At 37.3% G+C, this 18176-nt stretch carries 16 protein-coding genes; 1 reads left to right on the top strand and 15 read right to left on the bottom strand.

What is annotated here, in order from left to right; translation table 11 throughout:
* Positions 1-52: 52 nt before the first annotated feature.
* From recG to JFT89_RS28980, 3 genes are all read right to left on the bottom strand, one after another.
* Positions 53-2101: an ATP-dependent DNA helicase RecG gene (gene recG, locus JFT89_RS28990; protein WP_002014510.1), complete on the bottom strand. Its 2049-nt coding sequence runs from the start codon at positions 2099-2101 to the stop codon at positions 53-55.
* Between the two features lie 423 nt (positions 2102-2524).
* Complete coding sequence (locus JFT89_RS28985; RefSeq protein WP_002066784.1) at positions 2525-4201, bottom strand: DAK2 domain-containing protein; 1677 nt, start codon at positions 4199-4201, stop codon at positions 2525-2527.
* A 22-nt stretch (positions 4202-4223) separates the two neighbouring features.
* Positions 4224-4586, bottom strand: coding sequence for an Asp23/Gls24 family envelope stress response protein (locus JFT89_RS28980; protein WP_002014507.1), 363 nt, complete (start codon positions 4584-4586; stop codon positions 4224-4226).
* 378 nt (positions 4587-4964) lie between these two features.
* Between JFT89_RS28980 and rpmB the strand changes: the two genes are divergently transcribed.
* A complete protein-coding gene (gene rpmB / locus JFT89_RS28975) occupies positions 4965-5153 on the top strand; it encodes a 50S ribosomal protein L28 (RefSeq protein ID WP_000124776.1) in 189 nt (62 codons plus the stop codon).
* A 73-nt stretch (positions 5154-5226) separates the two neighbouring features.
* Here rpmB and spoVM read toward each other — a convergent pair whose 3' ends face one another.
* From spoVM to coaBC, 12 genes are all read right to left on the bottom strand, one after another.
* The gene (gene spoVM, locus JFT89_RS28970) at positions 5227-5307 is read right to left on the bottom strand and encodes a stage V sporulation protein SpoVM (RefSeq protein WP_001213599.1); all 81 of its coding nucleotides are present in this window, start codon (positions 5305-5307) and stop codon (positions 5227-5229) included.
* Positions 5308-5373: 66 nt separating this feature from the next.
* Positions 5374-6054, bottom strand: a complete 681-nt coding sequence (locus JFT89_RS28965; protein WP_002066782.1) for a thiamine diphosphokinase — start codon at positions 6052-6054, stop codon at positions 5374-5376.
* Positions 6055-6154: 100 nt separating this feature from the next.
* The gene (gene rpe / locus JFT89_RS28960; RefSeq protein ID WP_002014505.1) at positions 6155-6799 is read right to left on the bottom strand and encodes a ribulose-phosphate 3-epimerase; all 645 of its coding nucleotides are present in this window, start codon (positions 6797-6799) and stop codon (positions 6155-6157) included.
* Between the two features lie 2 nt (positions 6800-6801).
* On the bottom strand, positions 6802-7683 hold the full coding sequence (rsgA, locus tag JFT89_RS28955; protein WP_002014503.1) for a ribosome small subunit-dependent GTPase A: 882 nt from the start codon (positions 7681-7683) through the stop codon (positions 6802-6804).
* Positions 7684-7953: 270 nt separating this feature from the next.
* Positions 7954-9927: a Stk1 family PASTA domain-containing Ser/Thr kinase gene (pknB, locus tag JFT89_RS28950; protein WP_016096225.1), complete on the bottom strand. Its 1974-nt coding sequence runs from the start codon at positions 9925-9927 to the stop codon at positions 7954-7956.
* Positions 9928-9935: 8 nt separating this feature from the next.
* On the bottom strand, positions 9936-10688 hold the full coding sequence (locus JFT89_RS28945) for a Stp1/IreP family PP2C-type Ser/Thr phosphatase (RefSeq protein ID WP_002066780.1): 753 nt from the start codon (positions 10686-10688) through the stop codon (positions 9936-9938).
* 4 nt (positions 10689-10692) lie between these two features.
* Positions 10693-11781, bottom strand: a complete 1089-nt coding sequence (gene rlmN, locus JFT89_RS28940; RefSeq protein ID WP_002014500.1) for a dual-specificity RNA methyltransferase RlmN — start codon at positions 11779-11781, stop codon at positions 10693-10695.
* A 4-nt stretch (positions 11782-11785) separates the two neighbouring features.
* Complete coding sequence (gene rsmB / locus JFT89_RS28935) at positions 11786-13120, bottom strand: 16S rRNA (cytosine(967)-C(5))-methyltransferase RsmB (RefSeq protein ID WP_002128834.1); 1335 nt, start codon at positions 13118-13120, stop codon at positions 11786-11788.
* Positions 13117-14061, bottom strand: a complete 945-nt coding sequence (fmt, locus tag JFT89_RS28930; protein WP_002014498.1) for a methionyl-tRNA formyltransferase — start codon at positions 14059-14061, stop codon at positions 13117-13119. The genes rsmB and fmt overlap by 4 nt, the downstream gene beginning before the upstream one ends.
* A 22-nt stretch (positions 14062-14083) precedes the next feature.
* Complete coding sequence (def, locus tag JFT89_RS28925) at positions 14084-14554, bottom strand: peptide deformylase (protein ID WP_002014496.1); 471 nt, start codon at positions 14552-14554, stop codon at positions 14084-14086.
* A gap of 11 nt (positions 14555-14565) precedes the next feature.
* Positions 14566-16971 carry a primosomal protein N' gene (gene priA, locus JFT89_RS28920; protein ID WP_002137952.1) on the bottom strand — a complete coding sequence of 802 codons (2406 nt, stop codon included), beginning with the start codon at positions 16969-16971 and terminating at the stop codon, positions 14566-14568.
* Complete coding sequence (gene coaBC / locus JFT89_RS28915) at positions 16968-18173, bottom strand: bifunctional phosphopantothenoylcysteine decarboxylase/phosphopantothenate--cysteine ligase CoaBC (RefSeq protein WP_002014494.1); 1206 nt, start codon at positions 18171-18173, stop codon at positions 16968-16970. Before coaBC ends, priA begins: the two co-directional genes overlap by 4 nt.
* Between the last annotated feature and the right edge of the window lie 3 nt (positions 18174-18176).

Here is an 18176-nt window from a genome sequence, read left to right as displayed (position 1 = left end):
TAGTATATAATCATTAAAAGTAGAATGCAACAAAAACTTTTGCAGACTACTTTTAATCGAGCTTCTCTCCCTGGAACACACCTGTCCCATCAAGATAAGTACGCAGCGAAGCATACTGATCATTATGCCAAAACGCTTCTGAATCAACTAGTATCGCTGCATCTTGTCTTGCTGTTTCTAACGCCCGATAATCATGTACCATATCAGCAACCTTAAATTCTGGTAGACCACTTTGCTTACTTCCAAAGAAATCCCCAGGACCTCGTAACTCTAAATCTTTTTCTGACAATACAAATCCATCATTTGTTTCAGTCATAATGCGCATTCTTTCTTTTCCCGTTTCTGATTTCGGGTCCGCAATTAATAAACAATATGATTGTTCACTACCACGCCCAACACGCCCCCTCAGCTGATGGAGCTGTGATAAACCGAAACGTTCCGCATCATAAATAACCATAACAGTCGCATTTGGTACATTCACGCCTACTTCAACAACTGTTGTCGACACAAGAATTTGCACTTTATTTTCACTAAACTGTCCCATTATCTCTTCTTTTTCTTGAGATGATAGTCTCCCATGCATTAATCCAACTTGGCATTTCCCTTGATAATGATGAGTCAGCATACTATGTAAGTCGATAGCATTTTGTACATCAAGCTTCTCAGACTCTTCAATAAGAGGGCAAATAACATATGCCTGTCTTCCTTTTTTTATCTCTTTCTCCACAAAGCCGAGGACACGATCTAACATATCATGTTTTGCCCAGTACGTTTCGATTACCTTTCTACCAGCTGGCATTTCGTCGATAATAGAAACGTCCATCTCTCCAAATGCAGTGATAGCTAACGTACGCGGGATTGGGGTCGCCGTCATAAACAATACATCTGGACTTTCACCTTTCTCACGTAAAACCCGGCGCTGCGCCACACCAAATCGATGCTGTTCATCGGTAATAACGAGACCTAACCTATGAAATATAACTTCGTCTTGAATTAAAGCGTGCGTTCCAACAAGGATGTCTACTTCTCCCTGTTCTAATCTCGACAAAATTTCTCGACGTCTCGCACCTTTAACAGAACTTGTTAGCAATTCAACCTTCATACCGAAATGTGAAAACGTCTCCGCGAGCGACTGATAATGTTGCTCGGCTAAAATTTCTGTAGGAACCATCAAAGCACCTTGATAATGAGCCAATTTCGCCGCATAAAGAGCAATCGCAGCAACAACTGTTTTCCCAGAACCTACATCCCCTTGCAATAATCGATTCATTCGGTACGGAGATATCATATCTTTCATTATTTCATCTACAACCCGGCGTTGTGCGCCAGTTAATGGAAACGGAAGCGCATCAGTAAACTCTTGCAATTCTACTAATGAAATTTCCTTTTTCGTCCCTTTCGAGTTCTCCCTTTCCATCTTCCGTAATGTTTGCATTTTCAACTGAAACAAGAAAAACTCCTCATATACAAAACGGCGACGCGCTTGCTTTAAGTCTTCCTGTCCCACTGGAAAATGTAACCCTCTGAGCGCTTCATAGCGTGATAATAATTTATATCGACTTAACAAACCATCTGGTAACACTTCGACTATAGAATCTCCATACTCCTTAAATGCTTGTGCAACAAACCGGCGCATCTGTTTTACTGTCAGTTTTCCTTTCACTGAATATACAGGTTCTACTTCTTGTTGTCGTACAACCGGTCCAAAATTCAGTTCTGATACAGCAATTGTTTGGCGATGCTGATCCCATTTACCAGTAATCGTTACCGTTTCATCTAAATTTAACTTTTGTTTATAGTATGGTCTATTAAAACATACAGCTGTAATTAAATAACGACCGACGAGAACACGAACTGTAAGACGTGACTTCTTCTTCCCATAATATTGCAGTAAAGGAGCACTATGAACTTTCCCCTCAACCGTTACACGCTCGTCATGCTTTACTTCAGCAAGATCTTTCATCGCATAGTCTTCATAGCGGTATGGAAAATGTTCTAATAGATGAGAAACTGTATAAATTCCCATCTCGTGTAACAACTCAGATGTTTCTCCTCCGATTCCCTTTACATCCGTAACAGGAACTTGTACAACTTCATTCAAGATTCTCACGCTCCGTCACATTATTTTCTTTGATTTATTCTATTGATTATCCATTATTATCATTGACATCTGTAATCGCTCTCTTTCACCTTATATATTCTATCATAGGCATTCTAAGAGAAACTACTCTAATCCCTCTATATAAAGTGAAACTATAATCAGTGGGCGTTTACGGGCAGTTAATCTCCCACTTAACTTTTTTGCTCCAGCCGAATATAAGGGGTGGAAGTTTTACTGCCCACAAATAGCGGGATAAAAAAAGTTGTACAATACGTAAGAAAAGAGCCTCACTATTAGCAGCAAGGCTCTTTTCTATCATCAATATGCTAGCCTTTTGAATAAAAACTAGTAATAAACTTCATATCACTATTTCTTATCCATTAGCAAGGAAGTAACCCATTTATTTTCAAATCGAATCTTTTCTTATTCTACAGAGAAGATGAAAGAATACACCGGTTGGTTCCCTGCATGTACTTCTACTTCTGCATCTTCAAAGTTCTCTTCTACAAACGCAACTAATTTAGCCACTTCTTCATCTGTTGCATCTTCACCTTGTAGAATCGTTACGATTTCAGAATCCTCATCAATTAGCGCTTCTAGTAATTGCTTTGCAGCTCCTACTTTCTCAGCATTTGTAGATACAATTTTCCCATCTGCAATACACATGAAATCATCTTTTTGAATCGCTACACCGTCAATTTCCGTATCACGAACAGCATACGTAATCTGACCTGTTTTCACATGAGCTAAAGCTTCTTTCATGTTTTCTTCATTCTCTTCTAGCGTTCCAACTGGATTAAATGCTAACATTGCAGCCATACCTTGAGGAACTGTTTTTGAACGAATAACAATAACTTCTTGTTCTACAACTGACGCTGCTTGTTCTGCTGCCATCACGATATTCCCGTTATTTGGTAAGATGATGATTTTTTCAGCATTCGCCTCTTCAATCGCCTTCACAATATCCTCCGTACTCGGATTCATCGTTTGACCACCTTCGATAACTTTCGTTGCACCAATGCTCTCAAATAGAGTTTTAATACCCGATCCCATAGCTACAGTTACAATACCATACGGTTGTTTCTCTATTGGCTGATTCGTTTGTTCAGGTACCATGGTAGGTTCATCTAATAAAGCAGTATGCTGTTCACGCATATTTTCTACTTTGATCTTAATTAGACTACCGTAACGTTGTCCATAGTTCATAGGATCTCCAGGATGTTCCGCATGAATATGAACCTTAACAACCTCATCATCCGATACAACAAGTAGTGAATCTCCGTACACACTAATATCTTCACGGAATTTTTGTTCCGAGAAATTATGTTCCTTCATTTTTCCAGGCTCTAATTTCACCATGAATTCCGTACAATATCCATACTTAATATCTTCTGTACTCAATTGGCTTTGTACACTACGGTGATGTTCTGCGCGTACCATGTCATTCATAGATGGTTGGGCAGGCATATTAGAAGAAATCGTTTCTCCTTTTAAGTCAGCTAAAAATCCTTCATACACAACAACAAGACCTTTACCACCGCTATCTACAACGCCAACTTGTTTTAATACAGGTAATAAATCTGGCGTACGATTTAACGATGCGTTTGCTTCTTTTACAACGTCTTCCATAAACAAAACAAAGTCGCGCTGTTTTTTCGCAACTGTCACTGCATATTTACCCGTTTCTCTTGCAACCGTTAAAATCGTTCCTTCAATTGGTTTCATAACCGCTTTGTAAGCTGCCTCTACTCCAGCTTCTAAAGCTGCAGCAAAATCAACTGTCGTTAATTCTTCTTTTTGTTCAATGGATTTAGAGAAACCACGGAATAACTGAGATAAAATAACCCCAGAGTTACCACGAGCTCCCATTAATAATCCTTTGGCTAAACTTACACCGACTTTACCAGCATGCTGTGAAGGATTTGCTTTCACTTCACGTGCGCCTGAAGTCATTGATAAGTTCATGTTTGTACCGGTATCGCCATCTGGAACTGGGAATACGTTTAATGCATCAACAAGCTGAACATTATTTGTTAAATTATTGGCTCCTTGAATGATCATTTGTGATAAACGTTTTCCATCAATTTTTTGAATTGACACAGATTTTCCTCCTTAATGCACATTACAAGTTTATTACTTTAACTCCTTGTACGTAGATGTTTACAGAATCTACTGCTAGTCCTACAGTTTGATCTAATGTATATTTCACTTTAGTCTGCACGTTATGTGCTACTTCTGAAATTTTCGTACCATAGCTCACAATAATATACATATCAATATGTACTTCATCTTCATTTTTACGAACAATAACGCCTCTAGTGAAGTTTTCTTTTCGTAAAATTTCTGTTAATCCATCTTTTAACTGATTTTTTGATGCCATACCTACGATACCGTAGCAATCTACTGCGGCACCTCCAGCAATTGTTGCAATTACATCTGTACTAATATCAATTTGACCGTACTTCGTTTTAATTTCAATTGACATCTCGTTTCCCCCTTCATAAATGGTGAAAGTGAGCTAGACTACTTTAGTTACTATCATATAATCTTTTTAAAGAAAATTCCATCGTTCTTTCTTTTTCACTCTCATATTTTATGTTTTAAATTACATTTTTTTATGATGAGCAAAATAGTCCATTGTTATTATACAACATGTACCACTATAATATGTCAAGCAATTTTTCTTGATTTCACCTTTTCTTCATTGACATATAGTGTCAAGTATTTTTTCTTGATTTCTTTTTCCTACGGTGTTGCATTCTCTTTTTAGTTGTGTTAAATTATAGTAGTGTTTTTAGCATCGCATAAAAGGCTAACATTGAAAAATTACGTATGTTACGGTAGTTAAGGGAGGGAAATATAAATGGCTCGTGTTTGTGCTATCACTGGAAGAAAAGCTCGTTCTGGTAACTCTCGTTCTCACGCAATGAACGCTACAAAACGTAAATGGGGCGCTAACCTTCAAAAAGTTCGCGTACGCATCGACGGAAAAGTTCAACGTGTTTACGTTTCTGCTAGAGCATTAAAATCTGGCAAAATCGAACGTGTTTAATAATAAAAAAAAGAGCCGCTAGGCTCTTTTTTTATTATACCATTGGAAAAAGCACCGTTAATAGGTGCTTTTTTTAGTCTTTTTTGAAGGTATTTAACATCGCACGAACAATTCCACCAAGAAATTTAGGTAACTTAATTGTATAAAATCTCATGGTTTCCCTCCTAATCCCCATTACTCCACTTGTTCACTATATGATGCAAGGAGCAAAATTGTTTCTTCAATCAGTGCTTCTTATCATCATTAATATGCCAGAAGTGAATGAAAAAGTACCTTTTTCCTCAACGAGTTCATTACTAATACAAAGTGTCGATCCCCACTCTATTGTTTTATTAGTAAGAGGATACTTAAAACCGTGAAGTGTAATGCCTTCTACCCTTTCAGTAACTGGTACAAATGATACGTATGGAAAATGTTCGTTTCCTTCAATTATATACATACCAAACTTTTTCACCATTATTTCATTTTTATTGTCCACAATACACATTTCTATATTTACTTCTAATCCCTTTAAAATCATCTGAATATTTGCTAAACCATGATCAAGTCTTCCACCAGTAGCACCAAAAATACGAATTAATTTTGGTTTCTGTTCTAAAGCCCAGCTAATTGCAATTTCTAAATCTGTTTGATCTTTTTCTCGCGGGACAATATGTAATTCATTTGTTTGCTGCCTCATCCATGCTAATTCCTCATCAGTAACTGAATCATAATCCCCAAACGCAACAGCCGGAGTGATTCCTCTTTTCAACAAACGGTACACTCCTCTATCAACAGCCGCCCAAACTACTTCTTCATTTTCATACCGAGAAAAATCTGCGCAGTATTCTGCAGGTCCTCCCGCTAAAATATGAATAATCATTTTTCCTTCCCCTTCTATTGTAAAAAGGCAATCTGCCATTCGGTAGATTGCCTTTCTCCTTATTTGCCACTCTAACATGTATAAATAGTGAAGTCTTAATGAACTAGAAGCTTCACTAGGATAAAGGTTCGTTCATTCTTTATCCGCGAATTACACGAATTGCTTCACCGCGGTCTTTTTGATTGTATACTGCTGATCCCGCTACAAGAACATTCGCTCCTGCTTCAATACAAAGTCTTGCCGTTTCAGCGTTGACACCACCATCAACTTCAATTTCCACTTCTAGATTTCGCTCTTTAACCATTTCTGCAACTTGTTTGATTTTCGGTAATACAGAATGAATAAACTTCTGCCCGCCAAATCCAGGATTTACTGTCATAAGTAATACCATGTCTATATCTTCTAATACATGCTCAATCGTTGAAACTGGAGTATGCGGATTTAATACAACCCCTGCTTTAATGTCATGAGATTTAATTAACTGAATTGTGCGATGTAAATGAGGACACGCTTCTACATGCACAGTAATAATATCCGCTCCCGCTTTTGCGAAAGTTGGGATATAGTTATCAGGATTTTCAATCATTAAATGTACATCTAACGGTAATGATGTAATCGGACGGATTGCTTCTACAATTAATGGTCCAATCGTAATATTTGGTACGAAATGCCCATCCATTACATCGACGTGAATGTAGTCAGCTCCGCCTTTTTCTACATCTTTAATCTCTTCCCCTAATCTTGAAAAATCTGCTGATAAAATCGATGGTGCAATTTTAATCATGACTAATACCTCGGCTTTCTCTCTCTAATTTCTTCTACGAATTGTTTGTAATTCTTATAACGATATTCGGTAATCTTTCCTTCTTCAACCGCAGCTTTCACCGCACATTTCGGTTCAGCAAGGTGTGTACACCCTCTAAATTTACAGTATTGGCTCGCTTCTTTCAACTCTGGAAAACAATATGTAAGATCTTCTACCTCTATATCTATGAAATCAAGCGAACTAAAACCAGGTGTATCCGCAACAAGTCCGCTTCCAACTGTAATTAATTCTACGTGTCTTGTCGTATGCTTTCCACGTCCTAAATGTGAAGAAATATCATTAGTTTTCAATTCTAAATCTGGACGTAATACGTTTAGCATTGAAGATTTCCCAACACCAGATTGGCCTGCAACGACGGAAATACAACCTTCTAAGAATGGTTTCAGAATATCAATACTTTCCGATGTATTTATAGAAGTAAACAACACATCATAACCCATTTCACGATAATCATTTGCATAAGATTCAACAGTTTCTCTCATTTTTTCATCTACTAAATCCATCTTACTAATACAAATAATTGGTTTAATGTTATGATATTCAATTAATACTAAAAATCGATCTAACAGTCCTGGATTAAAATCTGGTTCTACCGCAGAGAAAACAAGAATAGCTTGATCAACATTAGCAATAGGAGGTCTAACAAGTTCATTTTTCCGATCAAATACTTCTAACACATAACCTTCATTCGGATTATCCGCTTGAAAAACAACTTGGTCTCCTACAAGTGGCGTAATTTTATTCTTTCTAAATACACCACGCCCACGACATTGTGTAATCCCTTCCTCATTCTGCACATAATAAAACCCACTTAGAGCTTTTACAATTTTTCCTTCTGGCATATAATTCTCCTTTATTTTGTATAAAATGAAACTGCAATTAAATATGAATAGACTAGCGTTCTTTAAACAATTAATTCAAAGCCCACCAAATATATATCCAGGTTCATATATTTAATCTACCATCAAATTCGAAATATTATTTACAACAGTATCACTTTTACAGCTTTTTGAATCATATATTTTTGCCTGTTATACAGTCCACGATGTAGACAGCATAACAGGCAAGAGTAATAAATTCCATCTTCTATATAAGGACGATGGAATTCACTATTATTGAGCTGGATATGGTACTTCCTTGTCCATAATCGTTACTCCATCTCGGACAATTTTATAGTGTCCCTTTGCACCTTCTTGAATTACAAATTCTAAAGAAATAATCGCTGACTCAGTAATTGTTCTCGTTTCAACTGGTTTATCCATTTTTTGCTGCATATCTTCTTTATAAATTTCTATTGTTTGCGGCTTTTTCTCACCTGTTGCAGAAGCTTCATATGGGATAGAAATGTTATCCACTTTTACCGTTTTCGTCACTTTAGGCTTCGGACCATCGGAGATAACAATCGATACTTTATCTCCTTCTTTTAAAGGTGTCCCAGGCTTTGGTAACTGTGAAATAACAAGACCTTTATCAACCGTATCTGAATACTCTCTTTTTATATCAGAAACAAGCTTTCTTTCATTTAAATAACCTTTTACACTATTTTCAGTCCATCCTGAAAAATCACCTGGTCTTATTTGATAAGGTCCTTTACTTACCCAAATTTTCAGTTCTTGTTCTGTCTCTATAACCATTTGATCAGGCGTTGGTATTTGCTCTACAATTTCACCTTTCGGCTTATCATTTTCAATATAATTTATTGTAACTTGTTTATATTTTTCTTCTAACTCAGCTCTTATACTCTCGAAATCTTTTCCTGTCAAATCACGCATCTTACTTTTCTTTTTCCCACCTGATTGATAGATAGTAATTTTAGAGTTTTCTTTCACTACTCTTCCTGCTATAGGATCTGTTTTTATCACTTTTCCGGCTTCAACATCATCTGTATATACAAGATTAGGTTCAGTAACTTCAAAACCTTTTTCAACTAATGTATTTACAGCTGTCGTATATTTCATACCAGCCACATCAGGAACCTTCACATCTTTCGGAATAAAGAAGCCTGGAATAACAGTAAGTGCTAAGGTTATCCCTATCGCTAAAAGTAAAAAAGTTGTAATTAAAACTTTCAGCCATTTATTATTTCGCTTTTTCTTCTTACCTGATTTGGTCTCTTCTTTTCTTACTTGTTCATCCACTTTACTTCCTTTTAATACAATCGTTTCATCACTTACATTTTGAAATAGTTGTTCTTGTTGAATAATTGGAATCGCTTTCGTTGCTTCCATATCTTCTGGTATGTAAAATGGTTGTTCATTTATTCGTTCTGGGTATAGTGCTGTTTCAATATCTCGTTTCATCGCGTTAGCAGATTGATATCGATGGAACGGATCTTTCGCAGTTGCCTTTAATATAATATTTTCAACACTTTGTGGAATATTTTCATTCCATCTTTTTGGAGATGGCATTTCATTTTGTAAATGTTTTAACGCAATTGCAACAGCAGATTCACCAGAAAACGGTTGTCTTCCTGTTAACAATTCAAACATAACAATCCCAAGTGAATAAATATCTGATTGTTTATTCGCTATACCGCCGCGCGCTTGTTCTGGTGATAAATAATGCACCGAACCGAGCACCGAATTTGTATGTGTAATTGTTGCTGCACTTGTAGCTGTCGCAATTCCAAAGTCTGTTACTTTGACCACTCCGTCATCTCGAATCAAAATATTGTGCGGTTTAATATCACGATGTACAATCTCAAAATGATGGGCGTGTGCCATAGCGGACGTTAACTGCTCCATTATATCAAGAGCCTCTCCTATCGGTAACATCCCTCGATCAATTATGTATTGCTTCAATGTTCGTCCAGGTACATATTCCATTACAAGATAATATATATCATCCTCTTCCCCAACATCATACATATTCACAATATTTGGATGCGACAACGTTGTAACAGATTGCGCTTCTCGATGGAAACGTTTAATAAACTCTTCATTATTTGAATAGTCGAGTCTTAATATTTTTACCGCTACATCTCGACCAAGTATATCATCATGAGCTAAATATACATTGGCCATTCCTCCACCGCCAATCATTTTCAGCAGCTTATAACGGTCATTTAAGCGTTTTCCAATCAGCACGTTGCACTTCACCTACTTTCGTTTGTCGAATCCGTATAATCAATAATAACGAGGGTAATATTATCTTCTCCACCACGATCATTTGCTAATTGAATGAGATGCTCTCCCTTCGCCTCGAGCTGTTCATTCAATTGTAAAATTTGTTGCATATCAGCAATAGAAACTTTGTTAGACAATCCATCCGAGCAAAGAAGTAATTGATCATCTTCTTCAAGCACCAATGTTTTAACATCTAATCCAACTGTTTCTTCATTTCCTAATGCTCTTAACAAAACATTCTTTTTCGGGTGATATTCTGCATCTTCCTTTGAAATTTCGCCATGTCTTACAAGTTCATTTACAAGCGAATGATCTTCCGTTACAAGCGTCATTTTCCCCTCTGATACCATATAACAACGACTATCTCCTATATGACCTATCGTCACAAAATTCGATGTACAAATGGCTATTATAAGTGTTGTTCCCATGCCATTACATTCTGCATGCTGCTGAGAGTAAGCATATATGCGCTCATTAATAATTCCAACGTTAGTATGTAACCACTTTTCTACCTTTTTAGGCTCATTCATATTATGCGTTTGCTTCCAATAATCATGGAATAATTGAATAGCCATCGAGCTAGCTACATCGCCAGCTCGATGACCTCCCATTCCATCTGCTACTACCGCTAAAATATTTCCATCTAAATTGCGAAAAACTCCTGCACTATCTTCATTATGTTGACGAACTTTTCCTTTATCCGATAGAAACACGGCTTTCATCTAGTCACCTCGTCTCTTCTTTGCGCTCCTTTGCACGCAACTGACCGCAGGCTGCATCAATATCATGACCTTGTTCACGGCGAATGGTTACATTCACTCCACGATCTTTTAGCGTCTTTTCAAATAAGAAAATTTGCTCTCGTGGCGTACGTACATAATCACGTTCTGGCACGTAGTTTACCGGAATTAAGTTTACATGACATTTTACACCTTTTAAGAGCGCAGCAAGTTCTTCAGCGTGCTCAACTTGGTCATTTTCTCCTCCAAATAAGCCATATTCAAATGTAATACGACGCCCTGTTCTATTTACATAGTATTTAACAGCTTCCATTAAATCAGGTAGCTTATAAGCACGGTTGATCGGCATTAATTTTGAACGTATCTCTGTATTTGCAGCATGCAATGAAATCGCAAAATTAATTTGCATATCTTCTTCAGCGAACTTATAAATTTTTGGAACAATTCCACTTGTTGAAACTGTCATATGTCTTGCACCAATATGAATTCCTTTTTCATGATTTACAATGCGTAAGAATGACATTAAGTTATCATAATTATCAAACGGTTCTCCAATTCCCATAACAACAAGAGAACTTACACGTTCTTCTGTTTCATCAAGCGCACGCTGAACTTCTACTACTTGCGCTACAATTTCTCCAGCCTCTAAGTTTCGTTTTAACCCACCAAGTGTAGAAGCACAGAACGTACAGCCAATGCGGCAACCCACCTGTGTTGTTACACAAATGGAATTTCCATATTCATGTCGCATTAGTACAGTTTCAATAGAGTATCCATCGTATAACTGGAATAGGAATTTAATCGTTCCATCCGAAGACGTTTGTTTTACTAAAGTGTTTAAAGTAGTAATATCAAAGGAATTCGACAATTTATCGCGCAATCCTTTAGCAAGGTTTGACATATCCTCATAATTTTTTACACGTTTTTTATATAGCCAATCAAAAATTTGTCCTGCACGGAACTTAGGTTCCCCTTGTTCCTTTAACCAATCTTGCATTTCATGAAGTTGTAAAGAATAAATTGATGGTTTCTTTGTTTCTAGATTTTTCTTTTGTTTTTTTACAGTCGTTTCCATGATGCTACACCTTCTTTCTTAAACAAGCAATATAAAAGCCATCTGTTGCAAAATAATGCGGTAAAATTCGTACTTGACCTTCATCAATATACGGATTTAACTTTTCTGGCATGCGATCTTTTATCGTAGTATCCCATTCAAATTCAGGATGCTCTTGTAAAAATTGCTTTATTACTTGTTCATTTTCTATTTTTTCAATTGTGCACGTACTATAAACAAGGCGACCACCTTGTTTTAACAATGGTGCTATTTTTTCTAGTATCGCAAGTTGAATCGTTGATAACCTTTCACTATCGCCCTTATCTTTACCTAACTTAATATCAGGTTTACGTCTAATAACACCAAATCCAGAACATGGTGCATCTACTAATATTTTGTCAAAAGATTCATTTGCAAAATGCTCTTGAACTTTTCTAGCATCTAAAGCCATCGTTTCTACATTTTCTAAACCAAGTCTCTTCGCCTGTTGTTCAATTAAACGTACTTTATGTGCGTGTAAATCAAGCGACATTACCTTACCAGTTCCGTCCAAACGCTCTGCAATATGAGTTGTTTTTCCGCCAGGAGCAGCACAACTATCTAGAACTGTATCTCCTTTATTCGGTTCTAAAGCACGTGCTACAAGCATTGAGCTTTCATCTTGAATAGAAAGGAAACCTTTTTTGAACGCTTCTGTATGTGCGACATTTCCTCTTTCAATTTGAATTGCATCCTCTGACAATTCGCCACGTTTTGCTTCTATACCCTCATCAGCTAATAACGCAACCGCTTCTTCTACCGTTACTTTATCAACATTTACACGTGCTGTTGGTACAGGTGGCAACATATTTACTTCACACATTTTCTCTGCTGTCTCTAAACCATATTCGGATGCCCATTCTTGTACAAGCCACATTGGATGACTCGTTGCAATCGCAAGACGTTCTACTGGATTTTCGATTTCTTCTAACGAAGGTACACCTTCTCGCTGAATTGAACGCAATACTCCGTTCACCATGCCTGAAATCCCTTTATGCCCACGACGCTTTGCAATCTCAACTGCTTCATGAATAGCCGCTCTTTCTGGAACTCGGTCTAAATATAGCATTTGATATAGAGATAGGCGAAGCAACACTCTTACCCACGCTTCAACCTTTTTTCTTAAAAATGGTTGTAAATAATAATCTAGTGTGTCACGACGTTGAATTGTTCCATATACCATTTCAGTTAATAAACCAATATCTTTTCTGTCAATTGTATTTTTTTCAATCAAATTATTTAAAAGTAAGTTGCTATATGCACCACTTTTTTCTACTTGAATTAAGCCATCCAGAGCTAACTCACGAACATTTTGTCTCATGCATTTTCTCCTAACTTCGTACCAATTTCAGGTTTTGTTCCACGTAAAAATTGTGAACAACTCATACGCTTTTTACCAGATGGTTGCAATTCAGTGATTTTAACGCCTGTCTCGTTCCCTGTTGCAACAACAAATCCATCTTCTTCAAGAGCTACTATTGTACCTGGTTCAGCTTTCTCTGTAATAGAGACCTTCTCTCCCCACCATACTTTAATAACTTGTCCTGCCAAAGTCGTATAAGCAACTGGCCATGGATTCAATCCGCGAATGTGATTGTATACTTCTTCACCTGTTTTTGTCCAATCAATTATCTCTTGCTCACGTTTTATATTATATGCAAACGTCACTTCAGCTTCACTTTGTTTAATTGGTTCTAGTTTACCCTGAATTAGTAAAGGAACCGTTTTAGATAAAAGGTGTGCTCCTGCTTCGCTTAACTTATCAAATAATGAACCTGTTGTTTCACGCTCTTCAATTTCTACTTCTACTTGCGTTAATATATCGCCCGCATCTAATTTTTCTACCATATACATAATTGTAATACCTGTTTTCTCTTTACCTTCCATGATCGCATAATGAATTGGTGCACCACCGCGAAGTTCTGGAAGTAATGATGCGTGGACATTAATACATCCATACTTTGGCGCTTCTAAAATTTCATTCGGTACGATTTGTCCAAATGCTGCTGTTACAATTAAGTCTGGCTCTAGTGCTAATACTTTTTCATATTCGTCTTTTTCACGAATTTTTAACGGCTGTACTACTGGAATACCATGTTTCTCCGCTTCTACTTTAACAGGAGTAGGTGTTAAAACCTTTTTTCTACCAACTGGACGATCAGGTTGCGTTACAACACCAACTACGTCATATCCGTCCTCGATAAGACGACGAAGCACCGGCACAGAAAAGTCCGGTGTCCCCATAAATACTACTTTCATCATTCAAAAACCGCTCCTTTTAAACCTATTCTAATTCGCCTGCTTCATAATACCTTTTCACTTTAGATGTAAATAAAACACCGTGTAAATGATCGATTTCATGCTGAATTGCACGCGCTAAGAAGTCATCCGCTTCTAATAAAAATATTTTACCGCGACGATTTTGTGCACGTACTTTAATGTAATCTGCACGCTCCACTTCACCATAAAGTCCCGGAAAGCTTAAGCAGCCTTCGGGACCTACTTGTTCACCACGTTTTTCTAAAATAACAGGATTAATTAATTCAATTTTACCCGTATCATCACCTATATCAACAACAGCAACTTGTAAGCTTACACCCACTTGTGGCGCAGCTAGACCAACTCCGTCTGCAATTAACATTGTTTCATGCATATCTTTTAACAATTTCACTAACTTTTTATCAAAGTTAATTACTCTTTCGCATGGTGTTTCTAACACTTCATTTGGATGCTTTACAATTTCTAAAACTGCCATATTTCCCTCCGCTACATTAACATTGTTGGATTAAAATCAATTGAGATTTGTAGCTCTTTTTGCATTTCTGCTTGATAATGTTCATTTACCATTTTGAGCACGTTCTTTAAGTTTGGTTCCCGTTTGTATTTTATCATGCATTGGTAACGATATCTATCTTTTATCCTTGGAATTGCTGAAGCAACCGGCCCTAACACCATTGTTTGCCTTGAACAATGCGTTCGTAAATGACCGACAATTTTTTCCGTCACTTGGACTGCCTTTAATAACTCCGGATGAGATACAGTTACAAGTACAACGTAGTAATATGGCGGATATTGTCTCATTTGCCTCATTTGCATTTCGTGCTCATAAAATACATCATATTGTTGATTCTTTGCTAATTCTACACTGTAATGTTCCGGCGTATACGTTTGAATTACAACTTCACCTGGCAATTCATGTCTTCCTGCACGTCCACTCACTTGTGTCAATAGCTGATACGTCTTTTCACTCGCCCGAAAATCAGGTAGATGAAGCATCGTATCCGCCGTTAAAACGCCAACAAGCGTCACCTTCGGAAAATCAAGCCCTTTTGCAATCATTTGTGTTCCAAGTAATATATCTGCTTTCTCTTCACCAAACGCCTTTAATAATTTTTCATGCATTCCTTTACGGCTTGTTGTATCCACATCCATTCGAATGACCCGCGCCTCAGGGAATAGTTTTGTGATTTCTTCTTCAACCTTTTGCGTCCCTGTACCAAAGAAACGAATATACGTACTATTACAAGCAGGACACTCCGTTGGCATATTTTCCTCATGACTACAATAATGACATTTTAAACGATGGTTCATTTTGTGATATGTCAACGAAATATCACAATGCGGACATTGTACGACATACCCACAATCACGACACATCACAAACGTAGAATGACCCCTTCTATTTAAAAAGAGAACCATTTGTTCTTTCTTTTCTAATCGATCTGCTATTTTTTCATGCAGTGCCTTTGAAAACATTGAGCGATTTCCATCACGAAGCTCTTCACGCATATCAACAATTTCTACAGTCGGCAAAGCTTGTTTGTTCATACGTTTTTCCATTGTAAGCAACCCATAGACACCTTTTTTCGCTCTAGCAAACGATTCAAGTGTCGGCGTTGCACTTCCGAGAACGATTGGACACTTATGGTATTGTCCTCTCCACACTGCTACATCTCTTGCATGATACTTTGGGTTATCCTCTTGCTTATAACTTGATTCATGCTCTTCATCAATAATAATGATTCCTAAATTTTCGAATGGAGCAAAAATAGCTGAACGCGCACCAACTACAACTTTCACTTCTTTTCTTAATATCTTTCGCCATTCATCATATTTCTCGCCAACAGAAAGCGCACTGTGAAGAACTGCAACTTGCGAACCGAACCTACCTTTAAAGCGATCTACCATCTGGGGCGTTAGCGCAATTTCAGGAACAAGCACAATTGCTTCTTTTCCTTTCTCGAGCACCGCTGCTATAGATTGTAAATACACTTCAGTCTTACCACTTCCTGTAACACCATATAGTAAAAATGGATTGTAAGTTTCATTTGTAATTGATGACAAAATCGGTGTAATTACTTGTTTTTGTTCCTCAGTAAGCGGAAATGGTTTCGTTTGTTCAAAATCATCATCGTCATACGGACTCCGGTATACTTCTACATACTTTTCTGAGATTAGACCCTTTTTAACAAGTGCTTTTATTGGAGCATCTGTTATTTGTAATTCTTCTGTTAAATTTTTTAACGGTACACTTTTGTAGTTTTCTACAAAATAATAGAGTACATCTTGTTGTTTTTTACTTTTCAGTTCAAATGCTGCTAATTCCAATTTATCTGCCGGCAACTCCGGTTGAACTACTCTTTGTTTCTTCTTCTGCACTTTATCCTTTACTTGATAAACCACTTCAGTCGTACCATTTTTAATTTCTTGTTGAATAGTGCGATATAGGTGCGGCTGTGCTTCGATAGCTTCCCAATCTATCGTTTCCTTCCCTTGAAATAAAGAAAGAATTTCTGGTGCAACTTCTTCTCGGTTACGAAGTTGCAGACGCTTTTTATATGTTGCTTTGATCGCCGTCGGAAGCATCACCTGAAAAGCTGAAATCATATAACATAACGTTTCACTTGTAAGCCAATACCCAAGTTTTAATAATTCATCATTTAAAACCGGAGTGACATCTAATATTTCATACAACGCTTTTAACTTTTTACTTTCTAGTTCAACCGAATCCTTTATGCCAATAATAAAACCTTGCAATTTCCTCGGACCGAATGGGACTACTACACGCATTCCTGTTTGCACGATATCTTCCCATTTTTTAGGGATAATATAATCAAACGGTCGATCTGTTTGACGTGCAGGTACATCAACAATTACACTTGCAAACTTCATACATAATCATCTTCTAACATCATTTCTATTTGCTTTAATATTTCACGAGCCACTTCTTTCTTCGTTAAAAGTGGCAGCTCAATGATTTCTCCATCTTTTCTATACATTGTCACAATATTTGTATCCGTACCAAACCCAGCTCCTTGCGCTTTCACGTCATTCGCAACAATCATATTTGCATTTTTCTCACGTAATTTTCTCGTTGCGTATTCCTCTATGTTTGTCGTTTCAGCTGCAAAACCGATAAGTAACTGTCGGTCCTTCTTCTCACCTAACGTTTTTAAAATATCCACTGTTCTTTCTAATTCAATTACAGCATCGCCATTTTTCTTTTTCATTTTATTATCATGAACATATTTCGGACGGTAATCTGCAACGGCTGCTGTTTTGATGACAACATCCACACTCTGATAATGCTGAAGGACTGCCTCTAACATATCTTGTGCAGATTCTACTTGTATTGTTGTGACATGTAATGGTGACTCTAATGCTGTCGGTCCTGACACAAGTATGACATCAGCACCTAAGCCTGCTGCAACTTCTGCGATCGCATACCCCATCTTTCCAGAAGAAAAATTCGTCATAAAACGAACCGGATCAATCTTTTCACGTGTCGGTCCAGCTGTTATTAATATTCGTTTTCCTTGCAATGGTTGTTGTTCTGAGAAAGCCTCTTCTAATCGTCCAATAATTGCTTCAGGTTCTTCCAGTCTTCCTTTTGCTACATAACCACATGCTAAAAAACCTTCCCCAGGCTCAATAAATGTATATCCTAATGTTTTTAACGTCATCATGTTTTTTTGAACAATTTTATTTTCATACATATGCACATTCATAGCAGGTGCAATCCACACTGGAGCTGTAGTAGCTAACAAAGTAGTTGTAATCATATCATCAGCAATACCGCCAGCTAACTTTCCAATGCAATTAGCTGTAGCAGGTGCAACAAGTACAACATCTGCCCAATCCGCTAAATCAATATGAGCAATAACAGCCGAGTCTCTCTCATCAAACGTATCCGTATATACATCATGGCGAGAAAGTGCTTGAAATGTAAGAGGCGTAACAAACTTCATTGCCGACTCACTCATCATTACTTTTACAAGAGCGCCAGCTTGTGTCAATTTACTTGTTAACGCAGCCGCCTTAAAAACTGCAATGCCTCCTGTTACACATAGAAGTATCTTTTTCCCTTTTAGCATATG

Origin of the sequence: Bacillus sp. TH25, assembly GCF_016650935.1 — a bacterium.
GTDB lineage: Bacteria > Bacillota > Bacilli > Bacillales > Bacillaceae_G > Bacillus_A > Bacillus_A mycoides.
This window is presented reverse-complemented; position numbering and strand designations above follow the sequence as displayed.

Excerpts from the sequence above, each read along its gene's own strand:
- JFT89_RS28980 (WP_002014507.1), bottom strand. The coding sequence starts at position 4,586 with ATGTCAATTGAAATTAAAACGAAGTACGGTCAAATTGATATTAGTACA.
- rpmB (WP_000124776.1), top strand. The coding sequence starts at position 4,965 with ATGGCTCGTGTTTGTGCTATCACTGGAAGAAAAGCTCGTTCTGGTAAC.
- spoVM (WP_001213599.1), bottom strand. The coding sequence starts at position 5,307 with ATGAGATTTTATACAATTAAGTTACCTAAATTTCTTGGTGGAATTGTT.
- JFT89_RS28965 (WP_002066782.1), bottom strand. The coding sequence starts at position 6,054 with ATGGCAGATTGCCTTTTTACAATAGAAGGGGAAGGAAAAATGATTATT.
- rpe (WP_002014505.1), bottom strand. The coding sequence starts at position 6,799 with ATGATTAAAATTGCACCATCGATTTTATCAGCAGATTTTTCAAGATTA.
- rsgA (WP_002014503.1), bottom strand. The coding sequence starts at position 7,683 with ATGCCAGAAGGAAAAATTGTAAAAGCTCTAAGTGGGTTTTATTATGTG.
- JFT89_RS28945 (WP_002066780.1), bottom strand. The coding sequence starts at position 10,688 with ATGAAAGCCGTGTTTCTATCGGATAAAGGAAAAGTTCGTCAACATAAT.
- rlmN (WP_002014500.1), bottom strand. The coding sequence starts at position 11,781 with ATGGAAACGACTGTAAAAAAACAAAAGAAAAATCTAGAAACAAAGAAA.
- rsmB (WP_002128834.1), bottom strand. The coding sequence starts at position 13,120 with ATGAGACAAAATGTTCGTGAGTTAGCTCTGGATGGCTTAATTCAAGTA.
- fmt (WP_002014498.1), bottom strand. The coding sequence starts at position 14,061 with ATGATGAAAGTAGTATTTATGGGGACACCGGACTTTTCTGTGCCGGTG.
- def (WP_002014496.1), bottom strand. The coding sequence starts at position 14,554 with ATGGCAGTTTTAGAAATTGTAAAGCATCCAAATGAAGTGTTAGAAACA.
- priA (WP_002137952.1), bottom strand. The coding sequence starts at position 16,971 with ATGAAGTTTGCAAGTGTAATTGTTGATGTACCTGCACGTCAAACAGAT.
- coaBC (WP_002014494.1), bottom strand. The coding sequence starts at position 18,173 with ATGCTAAAAGGGAAAAAGATACTTCTATGTGTAACAGGAGGCATTGCA.